Here is a 19,875-nt window from a genome sequence, read left to right as displayed (position 1 = left end):
GTCTTGGAGTCCTACGGGACCGGAGCTTTCCCTCCGACCGGAAGGACGTCCTGCCGGCCGTGGGACTGTTCGCGCTGGGCACGTTCCTCTACGTCGCCGGGTGGTACCCCTTCTTCCGGGACGTGCACACGCTCGCCCTGTGGAACCTGCCGATCGGCTGGCGGCTGATCCCGCTCTTCTGCGCGTGTCTCGCCGTGCTGGTCCGCAGACACCTGCCGCTCCCCGCCCTGGGCGCGGGCCTGTTCTGCTGCGCGGTCGACGTACTGATGGGCTTCAGCATCTCCATGCTGCTCGTGGTCTCCGAACTGCTCTACAACGCCACCCTGAACGGCTCCCGGCGCGCGAGCCGCACCCTCATCCGTACGGTCATCGCCCTGGCCGTGCTGATCACCACCGCGCTGCTCTGGTCCGTACGCGACTGGCAAGTGGTCTTCCTGCTCATCCTGTTGATGCTGTCGATCGTCTTCGTGCCGGTCTGGTGGGCGATGACGGTACGTCAGCAACGCGAGGAGGCCGAGGCGGAGCGCACCCGCGCGAGACAACAGGCCAGGATCGCCGAACTCGACCGCCGCACCGCGGTGTCGGAGGAGCGGGCACGGATGGCCAGGGACCTGCACGACGTGATCGCCGGGCATCTGTCGGCCATCGCCATCCAGTCCGACGCGGCGGGCTCGATGCCGAGCGACGATCCGGCCGTGAGCACGGTGCTGCGTTCCATACGGAAGAACAGCGTCGAGGCCCTCACCGAGATGCGCGCGATGATCGAGCTGCTGCGCGGCCAGAACGCGGACGAGCAGCAGCTGTCCCAGGCATCCCCGGCCCGCCTGGCCGAACTGCACGTCCTCCTGGACTCCGCCCGTGCCACCGGTCTGGAGGTAACCCTGACGCCCACCCTCACCACCACCGTCGGCCCTCCCGTCGACCTGCCCCCCGGCATTCCCGCGTCGGTGGACCTCGCCGCCTACCGGATCGTGCAGGAGGCGCTGACCAACGCGGCCAAGCACGCCGCCGGGTCCCGCGCCCGGGTCGCGGTGCGCGCCGAGGACGGCGACCTGCATGTGGAGGTGGTCAGCGAACTGGCCGACACCAGGAAACCCGTACTCCCCGGAACCGGCACCGGCCTGCTCAACATGCGCGAACGCGCGGCGGCGATCGGCGGAACGGTCTCGGCGGAACCCGACGGCGGCTGCTGGCGGGTCCACGCGAAGCTCCCCCTGGGGCCGGAGAAGGAACGCGAGCACTCATGAGCATCAAGGTCCTGGTGGCCGACGACCACGCCGCGGTCCGGGCAGGTCTGGTCCTCGTACTGGAACAGGCGGGCGGCATCGAGGTGGTCGGCCAGGCCGTCGACGGTACGACCGCGATACACATGGCCCGCCAACTCCGCCCCGACGTAGTCCTGATGGACGTCCGGATGCCGGGCGGGGGCGGCATCGCGGCCACCCGCGTCCTCGTCCAGGAGAACGTGTGCCAGGTCCTGGTCCTGACCACCTTCGACCTCGACGAGTACGTCTATGCCGCCCTCCAGGCCGGCGCCGCCGGATTCCTCATCAAGTCGATCGAGGCCCTGCGCCTGGTCGAGGCGATCCACCTGGTCGCCCAGGGCGACGGCGTACTGGCCCCCCAGGTCACCCGCCGCGTGATGGCCCACTTCGCCGGCACGAGCAACGCGGTGCAGTCCCACCCCGAGGGCCTCGGCCGGCTCACCGACCGCGAACGCGACGTCCTCGACTGCCTCGGCGAGGGCCTCTCCAACCAGCAGATCGCCCACCGCCTCTACATCACCGAGGCCACCGTCAAGTCCCACGTCTCCCACATCCTGGCCAAACTCGGCCTCCGCTCCCGAGTCCAGGCAGCCATCCTGGTCCAGGAACACGGCCGCACCGAGCGCTGACCGGGCGTGGTGCGCTGACCCGGGAGGGGCCGGGCCCGTGGGGGCCCGGCCTGGGGGAAGTCGGGGGAGAAGGTCCGGGTGTCCGGGCGGGGCGGGGCTGTCCGGTTATTCGGGCTTGGCCGATTCCTTCGTCGGCTCGGATTCCTTCGCGGACTCCGAGGCCGAGGGGGTCGCCTTCGGGTCGGTGGTCTTCGAGGGGCTCGGCGACTCCGTCGCCAAGTCGCCGCCCGTACCGCCCGCGATGGACGCCACGGCCTCCTCGGCCGTCTTCACCGCGTCCTTCGTCATCTCGGCGACGGTCGGGGACTTGGCGCCCGCGAGGCCGGCGCCGTTGTAGTTGAGGGTGACGACGACGTTCTCCGTACGGGCCACGACCGTGGCGTACGCGAAGTCCGACTTCGACTTCGTGAGCGTGTAGGTGACCGTGGTCGACTTGTCGCCGATGCCGGTGCCCGGGGCCGTCTTGAGGTCCTTCGCGCCCTCGGTGCCCTGCGCCCCGGAGACCTCCTTCGTGTAGTACTCGTCGGCGCGCTCGGCGCCGCTGCCGAGGGTCACGTCGGAGTCGTACCGCATGAGGGAGATGTCGAGCCAGCGGTACTGCGAGCCCTTGACGCCGTTGTCGTCCAGCCCGTTCCAGGAGCAGCTGCCGCGCGTGGTGAGGTCGCTGGACTTGCCGGCGGTACCGCCCTTGGCCTTGGCCTTGGGGACGAGCGACTCGACCGTCTTGCGGCTGATCGTCTTGCAGGCTTCGGGGAGCCCGGCGAACTTCGCGGGGGCGACGGTCGGGGACGGCGCGGCGCTCGGGCTCGTGGAGGCGCCGTCGGCTTCGCTCTTGTCGCCGGAGTCGGACGAGCAGCCGGCGACGACGAGCATCACCGGAACGGCTGCGCAGGCGAGTATGCGGGTGAGTCGCGAGGCTGATCGTTGCATGGTTCCTTCAGGGTGGGCGTCGTACGGTCGGTCCGATCGGCCACGGTAACCGCCGGACCGGGTCCATGGGCCCCGGGCGCCGGACTCGCCTGTGCACGCGGGGTGACCGGGGGAGGGGCGCGGGGGCCGCTACTCGTTGAGCTGGTCGACGAGTGTGCGGGCCAGCCCCCTTGCCTTGTCCTGTAGTTCTTGGCTGTCGGGGACCGTGACGGAACGGGCCGGCTGCTCGGTGTATCGGACGGTCACGATCACATTCGATGTGCGGAACACCACGCTGACCGTACGGCGCTGGGCGGTCGATCCGGAGCGGGTGAGGACGTCGTCGAGGAACGCGGCGTCGCCGAGCCCGTCGAGGACGCGGGGCTTCAGGCCGTCGCTGGTGCCGGTGGTGCCGGTGGTGCCGGTGGGGGTGGGTGAGGCGGAGCCGTTCTTGGCCGCCGCGCCGTCCTTGCCCGTACCCGTACCCGTACCCGTACCCGTACCCGTACCCGTACCCGTACCCGTACCTGTACCCGTACCCGTACCCGTGTCCGGGGCCGCGCTCGCGTTCGTGCCCGACGCGGAGGGGGAGGGGGAGCCGCTCGGCGTCGTGGGGGCCGCGGTGAGCGGGACCGAGGCGCCGGCCTGCTTCTTCGCGTACACCTGCTGCGCGCGGTCCGCGTCGCTGACGGCGGGGTCGTACGACACGACGCGTTCGAGGTCGATCACCAGCTGGTGGGAGGCGTCGGGGGAGTCGGCCTTCCAGCTGCAGCCGACGCGCCGGTCGGTGTCGTACGTGACGGCCGCCGTGCCCCGGTACGCCTTGGCCTGCTGGTCCTCGGGGAGCGAGGCCGCGCCGGGGAGCAGATCCTTGAGGGTGGAGGCCGGCACGGAACCGCAGGCCTCGCGGAGCGTGCGGTATTTACCGGGCTGCGCGACGCCGGTGCTGGTGGGGCCGCCCGGCTTGGCGTCGGAGGTCGAGTCGTGGCCCCCGCCGCCGCCCGAGCAGCCTGCGACGGCCACCAGGAGGAGCGCGGCCAGGCCGGGTACGTACGCGTGACGCGCTTTTGGCTGCACGGTCCCGGGCTCCCTTCTGTACGGGTGTTACGGGGTTCGCCGCGGGGATCCGCGCGAAAACCGGTTGCCGCCCGAAGGCGGCCGATGGACACAATGTCTATCGCACGCGATGCCGTCGACGCTGGTTGGCTGTCTCTTATGACAGCCCTGGTTCCGGTTTTTGCGTTTTATGAACTTTCGGGGGGATTGAGGGCTTATGTCGTATGTAGAGGTGCCGGGGGCGAAAGTTCCCATCCGGATGTGGGCCGACCCGGCGACGGTCGAGGACGTCGCGATGCGGCAGCTCCGGAATGTGGCCACGCTGCCCTGGATCAAGGGCCTCGCCGTCATGCCCGATGTGCATTACGGCAAGGGCGCGACGGTCGGTTCGGTGATCGCGATGCAGGGCGCGGTCTGCCCGGCGGCGGTGGGCGTGGACATCGGCTGCGGAATGTCGGCGGTGAAGACGTCCCTGACGGCGAACGATCTGCCGGGCGATCTGTCCCGCCTCCGCGGCAAGATCGAAGAGGCCATTCCGGTGGGCCGCGCGATGCACGACGACCCGGTCGACCCGGGACGGCTGCACGGCTTCCCGACGACGGGCTGGGCCGATTTCTGGGGGCGGTTCGACGGGGTCGCGGATGCGGTGAAGTTCCGCGAGGAGCGGGCCGTCAAGCAAATGGGGACGCTGGGATCGGGAAACCATTTCATCGAGTTCTGCCTCGACGAATCGGGTTCCGTCTGGCTGATGCTCCATTCCGGCTCCCGGAATATCGGTAAGGAGCTGGCGGACTTCCATATCGGACAGGCCCAGAAGCTGCCGCACAATCAGGGGCTGATCGACCGGGACCTCGCCGTCTTCATCGCGGACACTCCGCAGATGGCGGCGTACCGGAACGACCTCTTCTGGGCGCAGGAGTACGCGAGGAACAACCGGGCGATCATGATGGGGCTCTTCCAGGACGTGGTCCGGAAGGAGTTCAAGAAGGCCCGGGTGACCTTCGACCCGGTCATTTCCTGCCATCACAACTATGTGTCGGAGGAGCGGTACGACGGGATGGACCTGCTGGTCACCCGTAAGGGCGCGATCCGGGCCGGGAGCGGCGACTTCGGCATCATCCCGGGCTCGATGGGCACCGGTTCGTACATCGTGAAGGGCCTGGGGAACGAGGCGTCGTTCAACTCCGCCTCGCACGGCGCGGGCCGGAAGATGAGCCGGAACGCGGCCAAGCGGACGTTCTCGACGAAGGACCTGGAGGAGCAGACACGCGGCGTGGAGTGCCGTAAGGACTCCGGTGTCGTGGACGAGATCCCGGGTGCGTACAAATCGATCGAGAAGGTGATCGATCAGCAGCGGGATCTGGTCGAGGTCGTCGCGAAGCTGAAGCAGGTCATTTGTGTGAAGGGATAGGGCTGGCGCTGGGGATAGGGCTGGGCCTTTCGAGCGGAAGGGCGGCCAGCATGACGGCGAACAGCGGGGAATCGGGAAAGGGCCGGCTCTCTCCGACCTTGCGGTATCCCCATGACTCGTACAGCGCCCGAACCCTGGGGTGCTCGGTGTCCACGGTGAGCACCGCCAGATCCTCGTCCCGGTGGGCGAGGAGCGTGTGATGGAGCTGTACGGAGGTTCCGGTCCCGCGCCACCTCGGGCGCACCATGAGTTCGGACACGGCGAACGTCCGGGTGTTCTCCGGGGCGGGGTCCGCATGGCCGCGCCACCACTCCCGCCCGTCCGCCGCGGGGGCGCCGTAGGCGTAGCCGACGGGTTCGTCCCCGTCGTAGCCCATCACGCAGGCGAAACCGGCATGGCCGCCCCAGTGGTCCACGAACCACGCGAAGCGCTGGTTGAACGGGGAGTCCATGGCGTTCGCGTAGGCGTCGGCATGGACGTCGAGCAGGGTCTGCCGGATCCGGGGCAGATCCTCGTGCGTGTAGTGCCGCAGGTGCAGGGGAGTGGTGATCATGACCTGATCCATTCGGGTCGGTGACACTCTCCGCATCCTGCCCCGGGCGCTCCCGTCGACGCGTGCTGCCCCGGCGTTCCCGCCGATGCATCCTGCCCCGACGTTCCCGCCGATGTGCGCCGCCGCCGTGCTCGGCCCTGTTCTCCCGAAGCTGCCACGAAGTGACAAGTAACTCAGGGTGTCGTTAGGGCCTTGGTTTCCGTACGGGGTTCTGGAACTTCGGGGCCGGCGAGGGTAGCGAAGCCGGCGTGAGCCTGCTCGACGGCTTCTGGGTACGCCTCGCGCTTGGCGTGCTCGGCGAGCGCTCGGTAGATGCTGGCCACCGATGGGCTCTGCCCCTTGCGCTTGCCGGTGGGGATGATCAGGTCGGGCTGGATCTGCTCGACGGACTCGCCGCCCGCGCGGCGCCGCAGCACGGTGTGGAGCATGTCGTCGGTGATGACCGGTGGCCGGCCGCCGTGCTTGCCCTTGCGTGCTGCGGTGTCGAGCCCTTCGAGTGTGGACTCGCGGATGTTCTCCCGCTCGGTCTCCGCCATTGCGGCGAAGAACGCGAGCAGCAGCTTGCCGGGGCCGGTGGGGTCGTAGATGCCGGGCAGGGGCCCGGCGAGCATCTCCAGGACCAGGCCGTGGGCGGTGAGATGGTCGGCGAGCGCGGTGAGTTCGGCGGCGTCGCGGCCGAGGCGCTTCATCTCGTACACGGTGAAGATGACCCGGCAGTGCGGAGCGTGCGTCTTGACCTCCCGTGCGGTCCGCAGCGCCTCCTCGAACTTGGGCCGTACGCGGATGCGGGTGCTGATCTTCTCGCTGAAGATCTTGTCCCTCGGGATGCCGTGCTTGGCGAGCGCGTCGAGCTGGGAGTCGAGTTCCTGCCCGAGGGTCGAGCAGCGGGCGTAGCCGATGCGGATGTCCGCGCTTGGCAGGTCGGGGTCGATCGGTGCCGGGGGCGGGGTGCCCAGCCGCCAGGGCCGGCCCGGACCGCGGTCGGCCGGGGTCGGTACCCGCAGCGCCTTCTTCAGCCGGGGCACCAGGGTGAAGCGGCGGGTGTGGTAGGCGGAAGCGACCGCGCCGCCGCGCGAGCGGCATGGCGAGCCGGGCTGGGCGTCACACTTCGGACAGGCGTGCTGTTCGACGTCGTCCGCGTCCGACCGGTCGGTTGGCGAGGGCTGCTGAGGGGCCGTCATGGGCCCGGATTTTCGCATAATGCAAGTCTCAGAAGGGGTCCGTCCCACTCTTGAGTGAGAACGGGTTCTGAGAGCGAATCCGGGATCGACGAGGGTCCGGCGGCTCACAATTGATCTTGCTCGCGCAAAGGACCGTTTGTGAGAGACGCGTAGCGTCTCCGCCGCTACCGATAATGCCTGTCCGGCGGATCTAACTGCCGCCAATTGCATCAGATGCGAATTCGCGACGGTATGCGAACCGCCCTGGGCGAGGGCGTCAATCGCGCTGCGATCCGGTGGAGTTGGGCGCCGACGTTACCGGTGACGATATCGGTCGGCATGGCCCTGGTGCCACTCACCCAAGGGGCTGACCTGCGGGTTCTCTGGTGGCTCGCATAGGATGCGGTTTTCTCGCATCTGATGCGAGTCACGGAGAGTGGTGGATCAGTGGGGTTCAACGGTTCGATACCAGGGGCGGCGAGACTGCTCCTGGTGGACGGGGTCGCGCTGCTGCGGCCGGAGGAACAGGTCTTCACGGCGATGCTGACCGGGTTCGCCAATCAGCAGCTGGCGCGGAACCTGGCCCGCACGACCGTGGAGGGCCGGGAGAATACGGTGAAGGCGTTCACCGCGTACGTGAACACCTACCCGTGGAACTGGACGCCGGCGATGGTCGACGAGTGGCTCGGAGATCTGCGCTCTCTGCGCGACCTGAAGCGCTCGACGATCCGTTCGTACTCCGAGGCCGTCCGGTCCTTCTGCCACTTCGTGACCGACCCCCTCTATGAGTGGACCGCGACCTGCGAGGAACGCTTCGGCACTCACCCGGTCCAGGTGGTGCACGAATGGAACACAGCGGTGCACGTCCAGGACAACGAGTCCGACCCGAAGAAGCGCGCGTTCACCAAGGCTGAACTGCACGCCTTCTTCGCCCACTGCGACGACGAGGTCGCCCGCATCCGCTCGCTGGGCCGCAAGGGCTGGCTGCCCGCGTTCCGCGACGCCACGGTGTTCAAGACCGCCTACGCCTACGGAACCCGACGCAACGAGACACGGATGCTCGACGCCGCCGACTTCGGCCGGAACCCGCACGGCACAGAGTTCGGCGAGTACGGCCGGTGCCAGGTGCGGTTCGGCAAGGCCAAGAAGGGCTCGCCGCCCAAGCGCCGCGGAGTGCTGACCGTGTTCGACTGGACCCCTGACGTCCTGGACGAGTGGTTCACCGAGGTCCGGCCGCAGTTCGGGACCGACGGCAATCCGGCCGCCTGGCCGTCCGAACGGGGCCTGCGGATCGGCTGCCAGCGGATCAACTCCCGTTTCAAGGCATACCGCGAGGCCCTCGGCCTGGACGACGGACTGGACTTCCACTCGCTGCGAAGGTCCTACGTCACCCACCTGATCGAAGACGGCTGGGACCCCCGCTTCGTCCAGGAACAGGTCGGTCACGAGCACGCCAGCACCACCTCCATCTACACCTGCGTGTCCTCGGACTTCCGCACCCGCACCCTGCGCCGACACCTGGATACCACCATCGCCGCGGCCCTCCAGGCCCAGAGCGGGAGGCAAGCATGAAGCGCAAAGTCGGCTACACCTGGCAACTGCGCGAGGTGATGGCCAAGCACCGGATCTTCACGGCCACCGAGCTGGTCCCACTGCTGCGCGAGCGGGGCATCGACCTGTCCGCCTCCCAGGTTCACCGCCTGGTCTCCGGCACCCCGGAACGGCTGTCGTTGCAGGTCATGGCCGCGCTCTGCGACATCCTCTCCTGCACCCCGGCCGACCTGGTGGCCACCACCGCCGAGAACGCCGGAGTCCGCAAGACCGCCACCGACGACCTTCCGGCCCTGTCCGCGAACGTCGCCAAGTTGCGGCCTCGCGCGGCCCGAATCCTGCCCGACGCATGAGCCGGACCTACGCAACCGACGAGCAGTACGAACGCTGGTTCCTGGCCGAGTGCTGCCGTTGCGGACACCGCAAGCACAAGGCCGGCACCTGGCCGGACGGCTACGTCTGCCGCACCTGCTCGGACCGCGCGGTGCGGACACGGGGCACCTGCCCGGGATGCGGCCAGGACCGGGCTCTTCCCGGTCTCCGTCCCGTCGATGGCGCCGCGATCTGCACGACCTGCGCCGGCTTCTCCCAGACCTTCGACTGCTCACGCTGCGGCTTCGAGGGAAAGCTCCTGGGCGGACGGCTCTGCGAACGCTGCACGCTCGCCGACCGGCTCACCGCTCTCCTGGACGACGGCACCGGCCGCGTTCGCCCCGAACTGACGCCGCTGTTCGACCTGCTGGTTGCCATGGACAAGCCCAGCAGCGGGCTGGCCTGGCTGGCCCTGCGCCGCGATCAGCCGGGAAACGCCTCTGAGCGACTGCGGCAGCTCGGCCTCGGGCAGATCCCGCTGACCCACGACGCCTTTCACGAGCTCCAGCCCTGGCGGTCAGCCGCTCACCTGGAAGAACTCCTGATGGCAAGCGGGGTCCTGCCCGCCGTCGACAAGTACATCTGCTCCTTCCAGCGCTGGCTGCCCGGCCATCTGGCCGATATCGCCGACCCCGAACACGCGAAGACGATCAGACTCTTCGCGAGCTGGCGGGTCCTTCCCCGGCTGCGGGCACGAGCCGACCGGGGCCACATCACACCCAGCATCCGCCGCTTCGCAGCCGAGCAGATCAAGTACGCGACCGCCTTCCTCCAGTGGCTCGGCGAGCGCAACACCACCCTCGCATCCTGCGGCCAGATCGACCTCGACGCCTGGTGGGCCGAGAACAGCGATCACGGCCGCAACTGCTTGAGAGCATTCCTCAACTGGGCCATGCAGAGCCGCCACTGCCGACGCTCGCTCTCCATACCCGCGATGAAAGCCACCCGACGAGCCGCGCTGAGCGAAGACGAACGCCTGGACGCCCTCGGCCGGCTACTGACCGACCCGGACATACCGAAGAACCTCCGCGTCGCCGGCGTCATCGTGCTCCTCTACGCACAACCCCTCACCCGAATCGTCCGGCTCACCGTCGACGACGTCGTGCACGACGGAGAAGCAGTACTTCTCCGGCTCGGCGAACCGGCCTCACCCGTCCCAGAGCCGGCCGCTTCCCTGCTGCTGGACTACATCACCGAACGCGACAACATGAACACCGCCACCAACCAGGCATCCTCCTGGCTGTTTCCCGGCCGCCGGGCGGGCCAGCCCTTCCGCCCCGACCACCTGTCCGCACTCCTCAACGAGATCGGCGTCCCAGCGGCCGCCGCCCGCGGCGCCGCCATCCGACAACAACTCCTTGAGATGCCCGCTCCCGTGGTCGCCGACGCCCTCGGCTACCACAACAAGACCACCACCCGCCTGCTCAACGAGACCGGCGGAACGTGGAGCCGATACGCCGCTGGCGACCACACACGGTCACCAGCAGGCTGGGCGCCACGGGGACCTGGCGACGGTCGAATACGAGAGCCCACCAGTAGAAGGCCATGCTCTAGCGGAGTCGGGCCAGCAAGTGGGCGTCGAGGAAGCCCCGCTCAGAGGATGGGTCGTGGAACAGCCGGGCGAACGTGACGAGCCCGGCCCGGTCCAGCAGCTCGGCGAACCGGTCCGCCGGCCAGCTATAGGCGGGCGTCACCTGGTGTTCGAAGCGGACCGGCTCGGGCCCGTCGGTCGCGAAGAACGAGACCAGGAGCAGGCCCCCTGGTGACAGGACACGCGCCTGCTCGGCGAGCAGCGCGGGTAGTTCCCCCGGCGGGGTGTGGATCATTGAGTAGTGGGCCAGCACGCCGCCGAGCGCGCCGTCCTCGACTGGCAGGGCTTCCATCCGCGCCTCCTCGAACCGCAGCGCCGGATGGGCCCGCCGGGCGTGGTCGACCATGGCTGGGGAGAGGTCGAGCCCGAAGGCGTCCAGTCCCAGGTCATTCAGCATGGCCGTTAGATGTCCGGGCCCGCAGCCGACATCGGCTGCCCGCGGGTTCCCCGCCCCGAGCACCAGCTCGGCAAAGATGCCGATCATGTTCCGCGAGAACGGCTGCGTCTCCAGCCGATCAGCGAACATCGACGCATACAGCTCGACGACCCCGTCATAGGCCGCCCTGGTCTCATCCTGGTGCTCCACCACGGGAAGGAAGCTAACACCCGCCGTTCGCAGCTGTTCTCCCGCCCCGGTGCCGAATCCCGCTCCCGTCTCCGCGAACGCTCTCGGCTGCCACGACAAGACCACCACCCGGCTCCGGAACGAGGTCGGTGGGACCTGGAGCCGATACGCCGCTGGAGATCACACACGGTCACCGGCAGACTGGGTTCCACGGGGAACTGGCGACAGTTGAATACGAGAGCTCACCAGTACGCCAACTCATCCCTGCAACTTGGATGCGTCGCCCAGAGGCTGCCCGCTTACTCGTGGTTACGGAGGAAGGCCGGGATGTCGGCTCGGGTCGGGTAGTCGGGCAGCGGTGCGGGCTCTTCTTGGAGGAATGCGGTGATGACGGCTGCTGCTCGTTGGTCGTTGTCACCCAGGCCGTTCCACATGTGGTGGCCGACGCCGGGCATGTACTGGGTGCGCTGGACGGCGGGGTCGTTCGCGAGGATGGTTGTCGCCCACTGCCGGACCTGGGAGGAGCACTCGGCGACCATCAGCATCGAGGGTGTCCGGGAGCGCCTCAGCTGAGAGGCGATGGAGGGGGAGTCTTTGACCGTTTGCTGGATGCGGAGGCTGGCGGCGGCGCTGAAGGAGAAGTTGCGCGCCGTGTCCTCGACCGGGATGCGGTGCGCATCTCGCGCGCAGTAGGCGGACGCGGTGTCGCTGCCGAGATCGGCGGCGGTGAAGGCATTGTCGCCCTCCGCCTGTCCTACCAGCCCGTTGTCCGGGCTGAGCAGTCCGAGCCGCATGAGGCCGAACGCGACCGCGTACCGCGGGACGCGTGTGGAGCGCGGTCCGGTCATGGCCGGTGCGATGCCGCGGGCCGACGGTCGGCCCTTCTGCCCCGCGATCCGGGCAGTGGGGCCGTCCATCGGGCCCGGCTCGGCAATGACCGCCCGGCGCAGGTGGGCGGCGGTAGCCGGGTCGGCCAGCGCGCGGGTGAGCACGACCGCGCCCGAGGAGAATCCCAGTACGTCGACGTGGCCTTTGCCTAACTTGCCGACGAAGGCGCCGAGGTCACGGACGGACCGGGTGATCGAGTACTGATCCATGGGCAGCAGGTCGCTGCGTCCCCCGCCGGCCTGCTCGTAGGCGTACACGTCGTAACCCTGTCCCGCGAGCCGCTGCAGGAAGTGGTGGTCGAGCACCGAGATGCCGCGCACCGGCCCGCCGTTGAGGTAGACGAGCGGAACCCGATGCCGGGGGCCGTTGCCGGTGGGCGGGTAATGGTAAACCGCGACCCGGCTGCCGGTGGACAGGCGCCAGTGCTCGGTGGTCACGAACGCCAGGGCGGACGGGTAGCGGCGCGTCGTGGGAACGGTGGGGACGCACACCGACAGCGTCACGGCCGCTGCGACGAGCACCGGCAGGAACGGCACCAGCCGTCCCCGCCAGGAGCGGCGGCGGCCCCGCCACGCCGCCGCGACGACCGCGACCCCGACTGCCGCGGACCATGCGGCGAACCCCGATCCCGCGCCGTCGGTGGCGACGACAAGCGCCAGGAAGAAGGCGACCAGCCCCACCACCGCGGCGGTGGCCGCCAGCAAGAGGCCGACGAAACGCAAGGGACGTATGGCGGATGGCGGCATAGCGATCTCCCCACTTTTTTTGAAACGCCGTTTTGAAACGATGTTATCAGTCACGAGTACACTGCTCCCCGTGGGAAGGCCGAGAACGAACGACGCCGCCGTCAGAGAACGGCTCGTGGCATGCGCGACCGAGATGTTCGCCACCCGTCCCCAGGAATCGGTCACCGTCCGCGCGCTGGCCACCGCCGCCGGAACGTCGACGGCGGCGGTGTACACGCTGTTCCAGGGCAAGGACGGACTGATCCGCGAGGTGCGCGACCAGGCGGTCGCCGGCCTGTTCCAGGACCTGACAGCTGTTCCCAACTCGGAGGCCGCCCTGGAGGATCTGTACGCGCTGGCTGCGGCGTATCGCCATTGGGGACGTGAACACCGCCACCTGTACAGCGTGTTGTTCGGTGGCGCACAGTCCTTCGTCCCGTCGACCCGGATCGGCGACCGCGACCCGGTGCGGCCGCTAGTCGCGGCGATCGACCGCGCCGTGGCGGACCACATCCTCGCCGGCGACACCACACTCATCGCCGTCTCGTTGTGGGTCGCCCTGCACGGGCTAGTGACCCTCGAACTCGCCGGCGCCCTCAACGGCACCGCAGCCGAGACCGCATTCCGGTCAACGATTGATGCCGTACTGCGCGGCTGGGCAACCCCCTCCGCCTTCCCTGGCATTCGACGCACATGCCCGACACCGTGAAGCGGTTACTCCATGAACGCACGAACCCGACCGGCAGAGGACCGATTCGATACGTACGCACCCCGGCTGGGCAGTAGCGGCCGAGGAAGTTCATGTGGTCGTACTGGAGCAGGGAGAGCCGGGCGGCCGGGCCTGGCGACTTCAGGCGGAGCCTGGCCAGCCACCCGCCGGCTGGGCAGTGGGCGCTCCGGGCGTGGTACGGGGCCGGGAACCCTGGCCGCGGCCGTGGCCAGGTCGAGGTGGGAGTTCATGTCCAACTCGAACCGGCCGTAGGGGTTCACGTGAGTCCAGAACAGCGGGCTCAGGGCCCGCCGGTCGGCGTCGGTGAGCCGCTTCCGCCACTTCTCCTCGCTCAGGATGTCCTGAAGCAGCAGGGTGTTGACGTGCACCAACGCGGACTGGAGCAGGTGCAGGGCGAGCATCGAGACCTCCTGGGACTCCTTGTCGGAGCCGGTCAGGTCGCCGTCCTTGCCGTAGAACAGGTCGTGGTTGGCGGAGTTCCAGTTCTCCACGACCTGAAGGCCGTCGTTGATCTCGCGCCGCAGGTCGGCGTCGGCGAGGTAGTCGCAGATTCTGTGGAATCTGATTTGTCAAGTAGTTCAGCCTTTGCCCTGGTTGACGGCGACGATCGGCAGGAGCGTCGCGGTTGCCGGGACGCCGATCTTGCGGGGTGTCGCGCCATCTGGAGTGGGGACGTCGACCAGCCGCTCAAGCAGCTGGTCGAGCGCGGCCTGACCATCGTCGACAGCGGCGCGTTCCTCGTCGCTGAGCGGGACGCTTGCCAGCATGCGCTGAAGGTTGTCCTTGGCCTCGAGAAGCTGGCCCTTGCTGGACGTCTTGGGCGTGTAGAAGTCGCAGCGAGCGCAGGCCATGCGGTGCGGGCACTGCTCGAAGAACGTGTAGGTGCAGAACCCGTGACCGAGGTCGTAGTACTGCCACGGCTCGCCCGACGCGGCCGCTCCGGAGGTGACCGCGTCCCGGTCGACCAGGACCTCGATGGTGCGGACGTTGCGCTCGAAGTATCCGGCGTCGTTGTAGGCCCTGGCCAGCTTGTTCGGGGTGATCTTGGCGTAGTGCTGCGTGGCCTCGGGGCTCCGGTGACCGAGCCAGGCTTGCAGCTCGAAGAGCGTCATCGGCTCTTTGGCGTTGTAGAGCTGACTGGCGATCGTGGACCGGGCCCGATGGCTGGTGATGTTGCCCCGGACATCGGCGGTCGGAACGCCGGCCTTGCGGCAGAGTGATGGGATGACCGCGGTGTTGATGTAGGTCTTGGCGAGGCGCTTGGCCCGGTGCGCGAACAGGAAGTCCACCTGCTCAGCGGTCTTGCGATCCAGCATCTTCGGCTGCTGCGGCCGGAGCTCCTGCCATGCCTCGATCGCCTTCCCTAGCAGGGGATCGACGGGTTTGGTGAACGAGGTGCCGGTCTTGTGGGTGGGGACGTCGAGCAGGCAGACGGCGTCCCGCGCCAGCACCTCGTCGGAGTCGCCGGGGATGGGGAATCCGTCGTGCTGCCAGCGGATGCAGCCCATGCGGAGGCGGGCTATCTCGTCACTGCGCAGGCCGCTGAACAGCCAGGTCAGAGTGACAGCCCGGATGAGTTCGATCGGGTAGCACAGCCCGTAGGTGTTGGTCGGGAAGTCCTCGGGATCGACGTTGAGCCCGGCCCACAGCAGCTTCGCCCATATGTCGTCGGCGATCACCCGGGGGTTCGGGCCGATCAGCGCCGCGACGCTCTTGGGCGTGGCAAGCGCGCGAACGGGGTCGAACCGGCGGGGAATCCACTCCCACTCCTGGCAGTCCCGGAAGAACGTCCTGGTCGCGGTGAGGTAGCCGGCCTTCGTGCGAGGCGAGAGCGGTTCGCCGCCGCGCTTGTCGACTCCGGCCTGGCGCTGCACGTACTCGCCTATGGTCATCCGGTCCAGCGCCGCCACCCAGGCAGCACAGGTCTCGCGCGTCCACTGGGCGGGTTCGATGATCTGGGGATGCTCAGCGGCCAGCCATCGGCCGGCCTTGGCCATGACGGACCGGAACATGCCCCTGACCTTCGGCGTGAGCGTCGATGTGTCGTGCCACCGCTCCACCGCCGCAGCCCAGGGGCCGGGAACACCTTCGAGGTCGGGCATCACGCCGTGCGCAGGTCTGGGGGGCGGGTCGGCGTAGCCGAGAGCGGCGATCGCCCGGTGAACACCGTGGAGGTGTCCGCGCCTGGCCCCAGACGGGAGCGCGGGGCTCTCGCGAGCCCGTTGCAAGGCGTCGGTGGTCATGTCCACCAGGAGCGGGCTTCGGTTGATCAGCATGATCTGGACCAGTACGGTGCGGAACTGGCCGAAGGCACCGTTCGACGGGTGGTATCCCCAGCCCTGGAGGGTGGCCGCCACCTGCGCAATCGTCTCCTCGACTGGCTCCTGGCCGAAGACGCGCCAGGCCAGCGAGCGGCGGATGAACCCGCCGATGCGGTGGAAGTCGGTGAAGCCGCCGAGCAGGTAGGCGAAGGCGGCCACGTAGGGCCGGACCGTGCCGTCGATCCACCCGGGCCAGGCGGCCTCGAACTCCTTGTGACCAGGGGCGATGAGGCGAACCCAGTCGTCTGCCGACCACGCCCAGAACGAGGTGCCGTCCTCCAGACAGCGCCGCAGAATCAGGCCGACGGCGTCGGTCACGGACCGGCGATGGGCGGGTGTGTCCGGACACCACCGAAGTGCGGCTCGTGCGTCGTCGAGCGGGCGGAGCAGTCGGGAGACCGCTCGCCATTCGACCCGGCCCGGGTCGTAGCCGCGGCGTCGGCGAACCTGCCAGCCCAGACTGGCCAGTGCCGTACGTTCGCGTTCGCTGAGCTCGGGTCGACGGTCGTATCGGGCCAGGTCGATGGGCCAGGGCCAGGCAGGGGCCGAAGCCGTCTCGGCGGCCGCCGGTATCACCGCGGTCACAGCGCGGCCGTCCCGGTCGCCTGCTCGCCGAGGCGGGCCAGCATCTGCACCCGCCAGCCGTGGATCTGCTCCATGCCGCGACTGAGCTTCTCGGCCAGATCCCGGCCGGACAGGTGGATGTAGGTGAGCGTGGAGTCGGTGTGGCGGTGGCCAGCGAAGGTGGCGATGGCGTGCAGTTCCCAGCCCATCCGGGCGAGGTCGGTCAAGCACAGGTGTCGCGTCGTGTGTGTGGAGAACCGCGGGACATCGGCGGCCAGCGCGATCCGGCGGACCACCTTCGACCAGGTCCACAAACTCAGCGGCTGCGCGTAGTTGCGCCGGGATTCCGACAGGAACAGCGGACCGCGCGCCCGGCTGATCCTGGCCCGGTGCGCGAGGTAGCCGGACAGCAGGACACCGGTCGGCGCGGAGTACGGCACGACGCGCTCCAGCCGGTTCTTGGTCGTCTCAGCCCTCACCCGCAGCGTGCGGTGAGCCGGGTCGAGGTCGTCGGTACGCAGCGAGCACAGCTCCTCGCGGCGCAGGGCCGCGTCGTAGGCGAGCGCGAGCATCACGCGGTTGCGGACCGGCTCCCCGGCGGCGGCCTCGAGGACGTCCATCCACTGCTGCTCGGTGGGTATCCACGGCAGCTTCGTGAGCCTCGGTACGAGGCCGCGCTCGTGGCCGCCGAGTCGGCGGCCGGGTGTGTATCGGCCCCGGCCGACCGGGTTGGAGTCGCGCTGTCCGTCCTCCATGAGGAAGTCGTAGAACAGCCGGACCGGCACCAGGCGCTGCTGAATGGTGGCGTTGGCCAGGCCCGAGCCCGAGTCGATTGAGACCACGTTCGCACCCCGGCGGCTCGGCCGAGAGGTCAACTCCCGTACGTAGACGGCGATGTGGGCCCGGTTCGCGGTCAGTGGGTCGACGTTCTCCCGCTCGCACATCTCCAGGTACTCGGCCAGCCCCCGGGCATAGGCGTCGATGGTCCGGGGCGCCCGGCCCAGGTCGCTCCACACCTGCAACCACCCGGCCGCCCGCTCGTGCCTGCCGAGCACCGGCCACTTCTCTTCCAGCACCACCGTGCCCAACACATCTCCTCAGTCCGTGGTCGTACCGCAGGGAGATGATCTCCGCTGCGGTCAGATTCCACGTAACTGATATGAACGCCGTACGCACCGCGCGGCCCAGCTCCTCGATCGCCCGGTAGGTGGGGTGCTTGGGCCCGCCGCGGGTGAAGCGCCGCAGGACCTGCTCGGCCTCAGCGGTGCCCAGGCGCAGGGCGGTGGTGTACTTCACGATCTGGTCGTACTGCTGGCGGATCAGGTCCCAGTCGATCGTCTTGGCCGACAGCACCGGCGCCAGGTGCGGCCACTTCTCGTCCTCCCCGGCCGCCGGCCGGTACAGGCGCGCCGAGCCGACGTTCTTCAGCCTGGGCAGCAGGTTGAAGCCGAGCATGTGGGCGAAGGCGAACCCGACGATGGAGGCGCCGTGCGTGTCGGTGTACTGCCGGTCGATCTCCACGTCCGTGCAGTGCCGCAGCCTGCCCTCGATCATCGAGGCGGCCTCGGAGGCCGAACAGGACTTGAGCTGGCTGTAGACGCACAGCGACTTCTTCTCGACGTGCCAGTAGATCATCACGCCGGGCCCGCGGTACCGCTGGTGCCACTCCGTCATGAAGTTGCTGGACCAGGAGCCGAACTTCTTGGAGTCGCTCGCGCATGCGGTGCCCTCGCCCCACCACGCCTGATCGCGGGCGGCGAAGGTGTCGTTGACCAGCCGCACCAGCGCCGCGCGCAGATTGGTCCGGTTGACGAACAGGTGCCGTACGCGGCGCAGGACGGCCTCGCTCTCGCCGTGCTTGCCAGTGACCGCGACCCGCTTGATGCCCATGTTCGTGCCCAGCGCGAACAGCTTATGTCGGGGGTTTGTGCCTGTCCGTTGTCCACTCACGTAGGGGCACGACGGGCGGGGAGAACGGTGACCTTGGCGGTGGCTTCGAGTTCCTGGCGGAGTTGGTGGTTCTCCAGGGTCAGCCTCTGGATGTTCGCCACTGCCAGCGCGAGGTGTTCGGCCAGCTCGGTGTTGGCGCGTCGGAGTGCGGCGTTCTTCTTCAGCAGCTCGCCATAGTGGTCGGCTCCCCGGGCCCCGGGTCCTGCGGGACGGTGGGACCGGGCTGCCTCGCGTACTTCCTCGGCGATGTCGGGGAAGTGCCGCCAGAAGGTGGCGTTGGCCAGCCCGAGCTGGCGGGCGAGACCGAGAACGGTCGGCTGTCGCCCAGTGGCCTCGGCCTCGGCGGTGCATTCGGCCAGGGCCTGGCGGACTTGCTCTTCGCTGGGGAGGGCGACTTTGCGGCTCACGGAGTCTCCGGGCGGTGGCGGGCGAGGAAGCGTCCGAGTTCGTCACGGCGTTCGCGAAGCTGGTGCTCCAGGAGCGGTGGCAGCGGCGGGCGAGCGGAAAGCCGTTCGTCGATGCGCTCGATCTCCTTGTCCCAGGCGGTGGTGTTGTCCGTGGTCAGGGCGACGTTGCGGCACTGGAGCGGACGGCATGTTCCCAAGTCGGGTCGGTCACGCCCCGCAGCGTCACGTCGCGGGCGGCAGAGCGCTTTCGCGTGGTCATGGACGCAAGTGACGTAAGTGCCGGGATAGACAGCTGGGTCCCCCCGTTCCATCAGTCGCTTCAGCCGACGCCGGTCGGTGACGACGGTGCCGCCGAATCTGGCGCGGTCGGTGAACTCTTCCAGGCGCCGGGCAGCTTCCTCGGCCGACGGGCCGGCCAGGCCCGTGTGCTCGTGGGCGTCGGTCATGGCCAGCAGATGTTCGCCGCGGGCCAAGGCTTGTTCGCTTTCGACCTCGGCGCGGAAACCGCTGTCGCTGGTCCCGGCATAACCTTCAAACATTTGAACGCTCAAGTGCCGAAAAGCGATGGCTCCGGCGACCGTGCCGCCGGGGCGGCGCGCGATGAACCAGGCGAGAGACCTGCGGAATTGCCGGGTGGAGAGCTTCCATCTGTTGGAGTTCACGGTCGGGATGCTGTCGGGTCGGTCGTGGAGTGTGCAGTAGTCGTTGATCCAGGTGACGAAGTCCTTGAGCTGATCGTTGGTGGTGGACGAGCCGAGAACCTCATTGCTGCCGCGGGCGGCCGGACCGCTGCCGGGCCCGTTCACCACGGTGAACAGCCAGTCGGTGTCCGGGGGTTGAAGACGTTCGAGGACGGTGATGGCCCGGGCTGCGGGTGCCCCGATGACCCAGGTCGCCTCGACCCCTGCTGGGTCGTCCTCGCCTTTGAATGCCAGGCTGGTGACCTTCCAGCGGTAGGCGGTGCCATCCGGGTTCCGCTCGGCCTGGAGACAGCCGCGCCGAAGGTGCTTGATCTCGCTGTCTCTTATGCCGCTGAGGAAAGCCAGGGCCGTATAAGCCGCGGTCTGGAGCATCCGCGTCAGAGCGGCCAGGCCGTAGGCGTATCGGTGGTCGGAGGCGATTGCCTTCAGCCACTGTCAACGGCCTCGTAGTGCTCCCCGTGGGCGGCCAGTGATCTTCCCCGCTGGTGGCCTCGTGGGTGTCCCTGGTGGCGGCCAGATAATCTCCC

18 protein-coding genes and 1 pseudogene are annotated in these 19,875 nt (G+C 68.8%); 7 read left to right on the top strand and 12 right to left on the bottom strand.

All coding sequences use genetic code 11. From position 1 onward, the window contains the following. The first annotated feature begins 59 nt into the window (after nucleotides 1–59). A complete protein-coding gene (locus tag ACIP8W_RS28740) occupies nucleotides 60–1,247 on the top strand; it encodes a sensor histidine kinase (protein WP_402205293.1) in 1,188 nt (395 codons plus the stop codon). Continuing rightward, on the top strand, nucleotides 1,244–1,894 hold the full coding sequence (locus ACIP8W_RS28735; RefSeq protein WP_401952042.1) for a response regulator: 651 nt from the start codon (nucleotides 1,244–1,246) through the stop codon (nucleotides 1,892–1,894). Before ACIP8W_RS28740 ends, ACIP8W_RS28735 begins: the two co-directional genes overlap by 4 nt. Before the next feature lie 105 nt (nucleotides 1,895–1,999). On the opposite strand, the gene ACIP8W_RS28730 is transcribed toward ACIP8W_RS28735, so the two are convergent. Both ACIP8W_RS28730 and ACIP8W_RS28725 read right to left on the bottom strand, forming a co-directional pair. Beyond that, the gene (locus ACIP8W_RS28730; RefSeq protein ID WP_401952039.1) at nucleotides 2,000–2,824 is read right to left on the bottom strand and encodes a DUF3558 domain-containing protein; all 825 of its coding nucleotides are present in this window, start codon (nucleotides 2,822–2,824) and stop codon (nucleotides 2,000–2,002) included. Between the two features lie 129 nt (nucleotides 2,825–2,953). Beyond that, nucleotides 2,954–3,880, bottom strand: coding sequence for a DUF3558 domain-containing protein (locus ACIP8W_RS28725; RefSeq protein ID WP_402205291.1), 927 nt, complete (start codon nucleotides 3,878–3,880; stop codon nucleotides 2,954–2,956). A 196-nt stretch (nucleotides 3,881–4,076) separates the two neighbouring features. Between ACIP8W_RS28725 and ACIP8W_RS28720 the strand changes: the two genes are divergently transcribed. Then, a complete protein-coding gene (locus ACIP8W_RS28720) occupies nucleotides 4,077–5,270 on the top strand; it encodes an RtcB family protein (RefSeq protein WP_402205289.1) in 1,194 nt (397 codons plus the stop codon). On the opposite strand, the gene ACIP8W_RS28715 is transcribed toward ACIP8W_RS28720, so the two are convergent. Both ACIP8W_RS28715 and ACIP8W_RS28710 read right to left on the bottom strand, forming a co-directional pair. Then, nucleotides 5,251–5,823, bottom strand: coding sequence for a GNAT family N-acetyltransferase (locus ACIP8W_RS28715; protein ID WP_402205287.1), 573 nt, complete (start codon nucleotides 5,821–5,823; stop codon nucleotides 5,251–5,253). The two genes, ACIP8W_RS28720 and ACIP8W_RS28715, sit on opposite strands and share 20 nt — an antisense overlap. Nucleotides 5,824–5,996: 173 nt before the next feature. After that, nucleotides 5,997–7,004: a recombinase family protein gene (locus tag ACIP8W_RS28710; protein WP_402205285.1), complete on the bottom strand. Its 1,008-nt coding sequence runs from the start codon at nucleotides 7,002–7,004 to the stop codon at nucleotides 5,997–5,999. Between the two features lie 471 nt (nucleotides 7,005–7,475). Here ACIP8W_RS28710 and ACIP8W_RS28705 point away from each other — a divergent pair, with 471 nt between their 5' ends. Genes ACIP8W_RS28705 through ACIP8W_RS28695 form a run of 3 tightly spaced genes read left to right on the top strand, consistent with a single transcriptional unit; the run spans nucleotide 7,476 to nucleotide 10,536 of the window. After that, nucleotides 7,476–8,555 carry a tyrosine-type recombinase/integrase gene (locus ACIP8W_RS28705; protein WP_402154712.1) on the top strand — a complete coding sequence of 360 codons (1,080 nt, stop codon included), beginning with the start codon at nucleotides 7,476–7,478 and terminating at the stop codon, nucleotides 8,553–8,555. Beyond that, entirely contained in the window at nucleotides 8,552–8,887 is a 336-nt protein-coding gene (locus ACIP8W_RS28700) for a helix-turn-helix domain-containing protein (RefSeq protein WP_402154714.1), read from the top strand. The genes ACIP8W_RS28705 and ACIP8W_RS28700 overlap by 4 nt, the downstream gene beginning before the upstream one ends. Continuing rightward, nucleotides 8,884–10,536, top strand: a complete 1,653-nt coding sequence (locus tag ACIP8W_RS28695; protein WP_402205283.1) for a hypothetical protein — start codon at nucleotides 8,884–8,886, stop codon at nucleotides 10,534–10,536. The genes ACIP8W_RS28700 and ACIP8W_RS28695 overlap by 4 nt, the downstream gene beginning before the upstream one ends. On the opposite strand, the gene ACIP8W_RS28690 is transcribed toward ACIP8W_RS28695, so the two are convergent. After that, nucleotides 10,457–11,086 (bottom strand): class I SAM-dependent methyltransferase, encoded by a 630-nt coding sequence (locus tag ACIP8W_RS28690; protein ID WP_402205281.1) that lies wholly within the window; start codon nucleotides 11,084–11,086, stop codon nucleotides 10,457–10,459. The genes ACIP8W_RS28695 and ACIP8W_RS28690 overlap by 80 nt on opposite strands. Nucleotides 11,087–11,361: 275 nt before the next feature. Further along, the gene (locus ACIP8W_RS28685; protein WP_402205279.1) at nucleotides 11,362–12,654 is read right to left on the bottom strand and encodes an alpha/beta fold hydrolase; all 1,293 of its coding nucleotides are present in this window, start codon (nucleotides 12,652–12,654) and stop codon (nucleotides 11,362–11,364) included. A 112-nt stretch (nucleotides 12,655–12,766) separates the two neighbouring features. Between ACIP8W_RS28685 and ACIP8W_RS28680 the strand changes: the two genes are divergently transcribed. Further along, complete coding sequence (locus ACIP8W_RS28680; protein ID WP_402205326.1) at nucleotides 12,767–13,384, top strand: TetR/AcrR family transcriptional regulator; 618 nt, start codon at nucleotides 12,767–12,769, stop codon at nucleotides 13,382–13,384. A gap of 5 nt (nucleotides 13,385–13,389) precedes the next feature. Here the strand turns inward: ACIP8W_RS28680 and ACIP8W_RS28675 are convergent, their stop codons facing one another. From ACIP8W_RS28675 to ACIP8W_RS28650, 6 genes and pseudogenes are all read right to left on the bottom strand, one after another. Beyond that, nucleotides 13,390–13,956, bottom strand: a complete 567-nt coding sequence (locus ACIP8W_RS28675) for a Tn3 family transposase (RefSeq protein WP_402205324.1) — start codon at nucleotides 13,954–13,956, stop codon at nucleotides 13,390–13,392. 27 nt (nucleotides 13,957–13,983) lie between these two features. Next, nucleotides 13,984–16,311 carry a tyrosine-type recombinase/integrase gene (locus ACIP8W_RS28670; protein WP_402205277.1) on the bottom strand — a complete coding sequence of 776 codons (2,328 nt, stop codon included), beginning with the start codon at nucleotides 16,309–16,311 and terminating at the stop codon, nucleotides 13,984–13,986. After that, nucleotides 16,308–17,381, bottom strand: coding sequence for a tyrosine-type recombinase/integrase (locus ACIP8W_RS28665; protein WP_402205275.1), 1,074 nt, complete (start codon nucleotides 17,379–17,381; stop codon nucleotides 16,308–16,310). Before ACIP8W_RS28665 ends, ACIP8W_RS28670 begins: the two co-directional genes overlap by 4 nt. Nucleotides 17,382–17,508: 127 nt before the next feature. Then, nucleotides 17,509–18,180, bottom strand: a pseudogene (locus ACIP8W_RS28660) (Tn3 family transposase); the annotation flags it as partial. A 56-nt stretch (nucleotides 18,181–18,236) separates the two neighbouring features. Beyond that, nucleotides 18,237–18,647: a hypothetical protein gene (locus ACIP8W_RS28655; protein WP_402205273.1), complete on the bottom strand. Its 411-nt coding sequence runs from the start codon at nucleotides 18,645–18,647 to the stop codon at nucleotides 18,237–18,239. Continuing rightward, nucleotides 18,644–19,720: a hypothetical protein gene (locus ACIP8W_RS28650; protein WP_402205271.1), complete on the bottom strand. Its 1,077-nt coding sequence runs from the start codon at nucleotides 19,718–19,720 to the stop codon at nucleotides 18,644–18,646. The genes ACIP8W_RS28655 and ACIP8W_RS28650 overlap by 4 nt, the downstream gene beginning before the upstream one ends. Between the last annotated feature and the right edge of the window lie 155 nt (nucleotides 19,721–19,875).

It is taken from the genome of Streptomyces sp. NPDC088554 (assembly GCF_044752945.1).
Taxonomy (GTDB): Bacteria; Actinomycetota; Actinomycetes; order Streptomycetales; family Streptomycetaceae; genus Streptomyces.
The sequence above is the reverse complement of the archived record's forward strand: the minus strand, read 5'-3'. Positions and strand labels throughout refer to the sequence as shown.

Bases quoted from the DNA above. Each gene is read 5' to 3' on its own strand.
- ACIP8W_RS28735 (WP_401952042.1), top strand. From the start codon at position 1,244: ATGAGCATCAAGGTCCTGGTGGCCGACGACCACGCCGCGGTCCGGGCA.
- ACIP8W_RS28730 (WP_401952039.1), bottom strand. From the start codon at position 2,824: ATGCAACGATCAGCCTCGCGACTCACCCGCATACTCGCCTGCGCAGCC.
- ACIP8W_RS28720 (WP_402205289.1), top strand. From the start codon at position 4,077: ATGTCGTATGTAGAGGTGCCGGGGGCGAAAGTTCCCATCCGGATGTGG.
- ACIP8W_RS28715 (WP_402205287.1), bottom strand. From the start codon at position 5,823: ATGATCACCACTCCCCTGCACCTGCGGCACTACACGCACGAGGATCTG.
- ACIP8W_RS28710 (WP_402205285.1), bottom strand. From the start codon at position 7,004: ATGACGGCCCCTCAGCAGCCCTCGCCAACCGACCGGTCGGACGCGGAC.
- ACIP8W_RS28700 (WP_402154714.1), top strand. From the start codon at position 8,552: ATGAAGCGCAAAGTCGGCTACACCTGGCAACTGCGCGAGGTGATGGCC.
- ACIP8W_RS28695 (WP_402205283.1), top strand. From the start codon at position 8,884: ATGAGCCGGACCTACGCAACCGACGAGCAGTACGAACGCTGGTTCCTG.
- ACIP8W_RS28650 (WP_402205271.1), bottom strand. From the start codon at position 19,720: ATGCTCCAGACCGCGGCTTATACGGCCCTGGCTTTCCTCAGCGGCATA.